The sequence below is a fragment of the Palleronia rufa genome, from assembly GCF_000743715.1.
In the GTDB taxonomy this organism is placed as follows: domain Bacteria; phylum Pseudomonadota; class Alphaproteobacteria; order Rhodobacterales; family Rhodobacteraceae; genus Palleronia; species Palleronia rufa.
Map to the genome: position 1 here is coordinate 1 of NZ_JQEY01000031.1, position 6407 is coordinate 6407.

Below are 6407 nucleotides of genomic sequence, written 5' to 3' on the forward strand. Positions count from 1 at the left end.
GTGCAGAGCGTGGCCCTGAACGAGGCCGTGCGCCAGATCACCCGCGCGGAGACGGAGCTTCGGACCTTCGAGGGTCTGGAAAGCCTCGTCGCCTCGACCGACGACGACGGCGATCTGGTGACGCGGGTGCGGGAATGGACCGCCCAGGGCCGTTTCGGATGGCTCTTCGCACGGCCTGCACGGAAGTCGATCTCCATCGGCGAGGATGTCGTCGGCCTCGATATGACCGAGCTTCTGGATCAGAACGCCGAACGCAGCGCGCTCCTGGCCTATCTCTTCCGGCGGATCGAACGTGTGGTCGAGGACAGGCGTCCGACGATCATCGTCATCGACGAAGCCTGGAAGATGCTCGCCGACGACATCTTTGTGAAACGCCTTCACGACTGGCTCGTCACTATGCGGAAGCGGAATTGCGTCGTGATGATGCTGACGCAAACGCCGGGGCATCTCGTCGAAAGCTCGGTCGGCACGATCATCACCGAGAGCGTCGCGACCCAGCTCTTGTTCCCGAACCCGCGCGCGAACCCCGAGGACTACAAGATCCTACGTCTGAACGAACGCGAGGCGGAGTTTCTGTCGGGGCCAACCGGAGGACAGCGCCTGGCGCTGCTCAGGTCGGGGCCGGATAGCGTCTACGTCAACACCGACCTCTCGGGCCTCGGCGGTCTGGTGAAGGTTCGTGGGGGCGGGAAGACCGGCGACGAGCGCGCGCCACTTGAATGGCGGCAAACCCCTGACTTCTGGAAGGAGATGACATGACAACACGGCTTTGCGTGGCCCTGATGGCGCTCGCCGCGCTCGCAAGCTGTGCGGGCGTCTCCACGGGCGTCCGCTCCCCGTGCTTCGAGCGCGGTGCGGCCGTGACCCGATCAGTGTCCTTCCTGTCCGATCCCGTGGCATCGGCACCGGCCGAGGATGTGGCCCATGATTGCGATTTCCGGTCGTTCTGATCGCATGATCCGGGCGGCCGTCGCGGCCGTGGTGACCGCCTCCACGGCGGCCGCGCAAGGCGTGCCGGTCATCGACGGCTCGGCCCTGGCCAATGCCATCTCGCGGGTCGAAGAGCACGCGCGGGACTTCGGACTTCAGACCGAGAAGCTGACGGCGCGATCGCGCCAGGCAGAGCTTCATGAAGACCAGCGGCAAGCCTATGCGCGCTTTCTCGAAGAGACGACCGGCGCGGCCGACCTGAGCGGGTTCGAGGACGGCGCGGGCGATTTCGCGAGCGCGGCCGAGACCTATCCCGCCGTCGAGACGCATCCCGATGCCGAACGCCTGTTCGGCGAGGATCAGGATGTCGAGCGGATGATCATCACGGTCGCGCAGCGGCATCAGGGCCATCCCGGCGTGGCGGCGGGCGGGTTGAACCCGCTCACCTGGCGCATCCTCTTCCAATCCCTCATCAAGCAGGAAAGCCGCTTCAACAACGCCGCCGTCAGCCATGTTGGCGCGCGCGGGTTCTGCCAGCTCATGCCGGGAACGGCGAGCGACCTGGGCGTCGATCCGCGCGATCCGTGGCAGAACCTCGACGGGGGCGCGCGCTACATCCTCGCACAGCTCGAAAAGTTCGGGCGCGTCGACCATGCGCTCGCGGCCTACAATGCCGGGCCCGGCCGCGTGATCGAATACGGAGGCATTCCGCCCTTCGAGGAAACCCAGACCTACGTCCGCCGCATCCGGGGCTATTACGAGGAATATCTGGGCCAGATCACGAGCGCGGACATGACCGGCTCGCTTGCGGGCTTCGATGGCGCCTCGGCCGCCTGGGGCAACTGGTCAGACGCATCCGTCGGATATGGAGGCCATGTCGGCGGGCAGGTCGATCAGGCCATGGGACGCATCGCGGCCTTGCTCGACAGGGGCGCTCCGTCGAACGCCAAGGAAGCGGTCGATCTCAACACCTACATGCTCGGCGAACGCGCGCGCCTCATGGCGCTGACGCTCCGCCTGCGCGCCGCGCACGCGAAAGTCGACGCCGCCCGCGGCTTGACGGACGCGGCCGACGCCCTGGCCAAGTCCACATTCTGGAGGTTCATCGATGAAGGCTGAACGCATGTCCCGGTTCCTGGCCGGTCTCGCCACCTCCGCGCTCATCTTAGTGGCAGGGGCGAGCCCGGGTTTCATGCCCCGCGCGGCCGCGGCCCAGGGTGTGCCGGTCATCGACGGCTCGAACCTGGCGCAGAATATCGAGCAGCTTCAGGCGGCGCTGCGCGACGCCAACAACCAGATCCAGCAGATCGAGGAGCTGCGCCGGCAGATCGAGTTGCAGATCGAACAGATCACGAATCTCGAAGGCATCTTGGGTTCGATCAGCGGACTGAACGAGATCGCGTCTCTCTACAACGGCGCCGGGGACCTGCGGTCCCGCGCGGCGAAGATCACCAACATGAACGGCTTCTTGCGCGCGGTTCAGCTCGGCGATTTCGACAGCCTCGTGGATAGTCTTCTCGATGGCGACGTGACCATGGGTGACAAGCGCGCCGCCGAGGCATTGCAGGAGACCATGGAAAGCGCGGGTTTCACCCGAGAGCGTCTCGACGCGCTGAACAGCGCGGAAGACCCGCAGGGCGAGATCATCGCGCGGACGGCCGCGGCGAACGCCACCGGCATCGCCGCCGCGCAGCTTGCCTATGACGAGGCGGGCCAGAGCATCGAGCGGGTGGACGGGCTGGTAGGCGAGATCGCCAACCAGGAGACGCTGAAAGAATCCATCGACCTCAACACGCGGATGGCGGCCGAGACGAATTTCATGCTCGGGCAGATGTGGCGGCTCAACGCGGCGCAGGGTCTCGCGCAGGGTCAGAGCGGCATCGACTTCGCGGCCGAGCAGGCGCGCGCCCGATCGTTCTTCGATTTCAGCGGCGCGGAGGAGTGACGCCATGATCCCGATGAAAATGCTTGCCATGGTGGCGATGACGCTAATGGCCGTGCCGGCGTCGGCGCAGGAAGCGTCCAACCTGTCGGACACGGGTGTCCTCAATGCGCTTCAGGAGGCGCTCGACGCCAGCGACGAGGCCCGCGTCTTGGAACTGATGCAGGAAGCAGAGAGACGCGGGCTGACGATCGAAGCGCGTAATGGCGCGCCCCGTTGCGAACAGCCCGTGGTGCCGAAGGTGGGCGCCCTCGAGCACCCGTTCCGCTGGGGCATGGCCAAGCAGGCGCACGGGATCAGGCTGCGCCAGCTTGCGATGGAGCAGGGCTATTGCGGCTGTCTCTCGGAGCTCATGGATTTCGCCGAGTTCACCCAAGAGCGAACGGGAAAGACGCCAGAGGCGCTGACTGAAGATGATCTCGCAACGATCCGCGAATGGTATCACGGTATCCGGGGTGAAATCAGAGAGCCTTACATCGCCTATCGCAACCGTCAGTGCGGGGACTGACGGATGGCGGTTATCAACGATATACTTGATATGGTGGATGGTGTCGTCGTCGGCGTTGCCGGCGATACCTACGCCGACATCGCGAACATGGTGCAGCCAGTCGTCGCCACCGGCTCCGTCCTGATCGTTGCCCTGGTCGGCATCAACATCGTCACGATGACCGTGGCACTGGCGCCCTCGACCATCCTCGGGCTGCTCTTGCGGCTCGTAGTCATCAACATCTTCCTCGATTTCGGCAATCTCGAACCCGTCTATATGGCGCTCACGGAGGGACCTGCGGCAGTTGGTGCGGGAATGCTTTCAGCTTTAAGCGGGGGCGAAGCGACTAATCTATACGAAGGGCTCGACGATCTCTATGTGAGTTGCCTCGAAATCGGCGAGGCGATCGCCGACAATGGCGGCATCTTCGCGGGGCCAATGACGGCGGTCCTGATGTTCCTGGTCGCAGCGCTCATGGCGGTCGCGACGATCATCATCCTCTCGGCCGCGAAGATCATGATCGCAGTGCTCCTGGCGATCGCGCCGGTCGCGATCGGCTGCACGATGTTCAAGCAGTCGGCACCCGTCTTCGAGGCATGGGTGAAGCTCGCGCTTGGCTTTGCCTTCGTGCCGCTCTTCGTGGCGGCCATGGCCGGCTTCACGATCGCAGCCGGGGAGACGGTCGCGCCGAGCGACCTGTCGGATGCCGAGACGATCGGCGACGTGATCTCCTTCGTGGTAGTGATGCTCCTGGGGGCCGGCCTGATGGCGTTGATCCCCGGTTTCGCGTCGAGTCTCGCGGCCACGAATATCGGGATCGCCGGCGTGAACGACAGGTTCACCGGAAGCATGAGCCGGGCCATGCGCGGGGCCGGCGGCGCAATCCGCGGCACCGACGACTTTCGGCGCGGTGCGACGGCGGGCGCGCGTGGCCTCGGCGTGTCCGATCGCTCGTCGAGCGCCGCGCGGATCGGCAACTACACCGGCACCGGCATCGTAAGCGGAGCCGCCCGCGCCCGTCAGCTTGCCGGCAAGATGAAGGGTGGTAAGCCGCAATGAGCGATTTCGACATTGATCTCGTGACCGGTCCCCGGCGATCCGCTCGGATCGCGTGGCTCGTGGCGGGCTGCTCCGTGATCGTGTCGGTGCTTCTTGCGATCGTCCTGGTCGTTCTTCTGCCGCTTCGCAGCACCGAGGTCTTCACTGTCCTGGTGGACAGTACGACCGGCGCCGCAGAGCGCATCTATCAAGTGCAGCCGACCGGCATCGAGGATGCCGAGGCAATGAAGCAGGCGTTGCTTGTGGCTTACGTCAACGACCGCGAGAGCTACTTCCGGGCTGGCATTCAGGAACGGCTCGAGAGCGTACGGCGCCGATCCGCGGGTCAGGCGCGCCGCACGCTCGTCGAGCTTTGGTCGGAGGACAGCGAGAGCTACCCGCCGCGCGTCTACGGACCCGGCGCCCAAGTCGATGTCGAAGTCCGCAGCATCACCTTCTTCGAGCCCGAAGTGGCGCGCGTGAGATTCACGAAGATCCTCCAGCGCCCCAACCGAGACACGGTGCGCCAGTCCTTCGTGGCGACCGTCGAGTTCGAGTTCAGGCCTCGGCAGGAACGCTCGCTCGAGCGGGTCTGGGAGAACCCGCTCGGCTTCGAGGTCACGTCCTACAGGGTCGATGCGGAAACGCTGAACGGAGGGAGCAACGGATGAGACTCAACATAAGCTTCATTCTAGGTCTGGGTCTCATCCTCGCCGTCCCGATGGTTTCGCATGCCGAGCGCGCCCCGACGACGATGGGCCAAGATGCACGGGTGCGGAATGTCCTCTACGCGCCGAGCGACGTGATCCGCATCGACACCAACCTCCTCGTCAACACGGCCGTCGAGCTCGGGCCCGGCGAGCGGATCAATCAGGTCCTGCTCGGCGATAGCGACAGCTTCGAGGTGCAAGTTCTATCGAACCGCAACGTCGTCTCGATCAAGCCGGTAACKKTTAAGATGTGTATAATGGACAGCTTCAGGAATTCGTTCTTTAMTCTCCGCTATCAGAGGCCGCATGGCTTTCCAAGCTTCAGTAGCTAGCCTATTCACTTCATTAATCTCATCTTGGTGGTGCGGGGTTACATTCATTTCATCGAACTGGTTGGCTGGAATGACGGATTGCAGCATCACAGATCCAAACTGCTCCGGTGACGAGTGCATTCCAAAATAGTCGACAAAGGCCTTCAGGCGCTCGAAGAAGTCCAAGTATTTTTTCTGGACCCGACCGTCCTGGAAATGTGCAATTCCGAGCTCAGTTTCGCTGACCAATAGTGACGCTTCAGTCAGAAACCTGGGGTGGATGCCACGATGGTAGTCGTGATCTTTCAAAAGCTCTCGGAAATTCCAAGTTCCATACGCAAAAATCTCTCGGCCAAACCGGATATCATTTGGCGTAGATGCTCGATAGATAACCTCTTCGCTCAGTTTAAACTCGGTAAATGCCCCAACGACCACCGCAACGCCAAAAGCGAAAAACGGCTCAGGCTCAAACTGCCACGTCCCGCCGGGCCACAAGAACCAAACGAGCATTGCAATGGCTGCTAGGCCCGCGCCGATTCGTGCGAATGTCTGATAGTATCTGCCCATGAGACATGAAATGATCTGGCCTGATGCACTTCGTCAAGTAGCGTGCATCCGACACTACTGAGTACGGCCGGTCGACCAGCTCTTTGGCAGTTCCACGAACTATCGCGGGTCACAGCATTAGCCTACTTCACAGACGGAGTAAGTTCACAGAACGCTTGGTTTTCTTTTTCTAGAAAACCCGCTCTGCCTGCTCCCCCCACGGTTCTGCCGCTAGAAAACACAGATCGTAAAGACTGACCGCCGACGCCTCCCGCCCGCAGGTCAACAGCTTCAGCACCTCGGGGGCGAGATACGCGAGCCGCAGCTGCCGGCTGACATGGCGCTCGGCCAGACCGACAGCCTCAGCCAGTTCTTGGATCGTGGCGAACTCCCCTGCCTCCATGCTGCACATCGCCCGAATATTCGATGTCGCGGCGAGAGAC

At 63.1% G+C, this 6407-nt stretch carries 8 protein-coding genes and 2 pseudogenes; 8 read left to right on the top strand and 2 right to left on the bottom strand.

Going from position 1 to position 6407, the window contains the following annotated elements:
• From KW83_RS21085 to KW83_RS22085, 8 genes and pseudogenes are all read left to right on the top strand, one after another.
• A partial coding sequence (locus KW83_RS21085; RefSeq protein ID WP_407667884.1) for a VirB4 family type IV secretion system protein occupies positions 1–759 on the top strand: 759 nt, incomplete at its 5' end.
• A complete protein-coding gene (locus KW83_RS18815) occupies positions 756–950 on the top strand; it encodes a hypothetical protein (protein ID WP_036181927.1) in 195 nt (64 codons plus the stop codon). The genes KW83_RS21085 and KW83_RS18815, both read left to right, overlap by 4 nt.
• Positions 925–2049 carry a lytic transglycosylase domain-containing protein gene (locus KW83_RS21770; protein WP_327203979.1) on the top strand — a complete coding sequence of 375 codons (1125 nt, stop codon included), beginning with the start codon at positions 925–927 and terminating at the stop codon, positions 2047–2049. The genes KW83_RS18815 and KW83_RS21770 overlap by 26 nt, the downstream gene beginning before the upstream one ends.
• Complete coding sequence (locus KW83_RS18825) at positions 2039–2875, top strand: type IV secretion system protein (protein ID WP_081904722.1); 837 nt, start codon at positions 2039–2041, stop codon at positions 2873–2875. Before KW83_RS21770 ends, KW83_RS18825 begins: the two co-directional genes overlap by 11 nt.
• 4 nt (positions 2876–2879) lie before the next feature.
• Entirely contained in the window at positions 2880–3380 is a 501-nt protein-coding gene (locus KW83_RS18830; RefSeq protein WP_036182168.1) for a hypothetical protein, read from the top strand.
• A gap of 3 nt (positions 3381–3383) precedes the next feature.
• Complete coding sequence (locus KW83_RS18835; protein WP_081904723.1) at positions 3384–4418, top strand: type IV secretion system protein; 1035 nt, start codon at positions 3384–3386, stop codon at positions 4416–4418.
• Positions 4415–5068, top strand: a complete 654-nt coding sequence (locus KW83_RS18840; protein ID WP_036182102.1) for a virB8 family protein — start codon at positions 4415–4417, stop codon at positions 5066–5068. Before KW83_RS18835 ends, KW83_RS18840 begins: the two co-directional genes overlap by 4 nt.
• An 83-nt stretch (positions 5069–5151) precedes the next feature.
• Positions 5152–5295, top strand: a pseudogene (locus KW83_RS22085) (hypothetical protein); the annotation flags it as partial.
• Positions 5296–5310: 15 nt separating this feature from the next.
• Here KW83_RS22085 and KW83_RS21655 read toward each other — a convergent pair.
• Complete coding sequence (locus KW83_RS21655; protein ID WP_235191472.1) at positions 5311–5928, bottom strand: hypothetical protein; 618 nt, start codon at positions 5926–5928, stop codon at positions 5311–5313.
• Positions 5929–6154: 226 nt separating this feature from the next.
• Positions 6155–6407, bottom strand: a pseudogene (locus tag KW83_RS18850) (hypothetical protein); the annotation flags it as partial.

Bases quoted from the DNA above. Each gene is read 5' to 3' on its own strand.
- KW83_RS18835 (WP_081904723.1), top strand. From the start codon at position 3,384: ATGGCGGTTATCAACGATATACTTGATATGGTGGATGGTGTCGTCGTC.
- KW83_RS18825 (WP_081904722.1), top strand. From the start codon at position 2,039: ATGAAGGCTGAACGCATGTCCCGGTTCCTGGCCGGTCTCGCCACCTCC.
- KW83_RS18830 (WP_036182168.1), top strand. From the start codon at position 2,880: ATGATCCCGATGAAAATGCTTGCCATGGTGGCGATGACGCTAATGGCC.
- KW83_RS18815 (WP_036181927.1), top strand. From the start codon at position 756: ATGACAACACGGCTTTGCGTGGCCCTGATGGCGCTCGCCGCGCTCGCA.
- KW83_RS18840 (WP_036182102.1), top strand. From the start codon at position 4,415: ATGAGCGATTTCGACATTGATCTCGTGACCGGTCCCCGGCGATCCGCT.
- KW83_RS21770 (WP_327203979.1), top strand. From the start codon at position 925: ATGATTGCGATTTCCGGTCGTTCTGATCGCATGATCCGGGCGGCCGTC.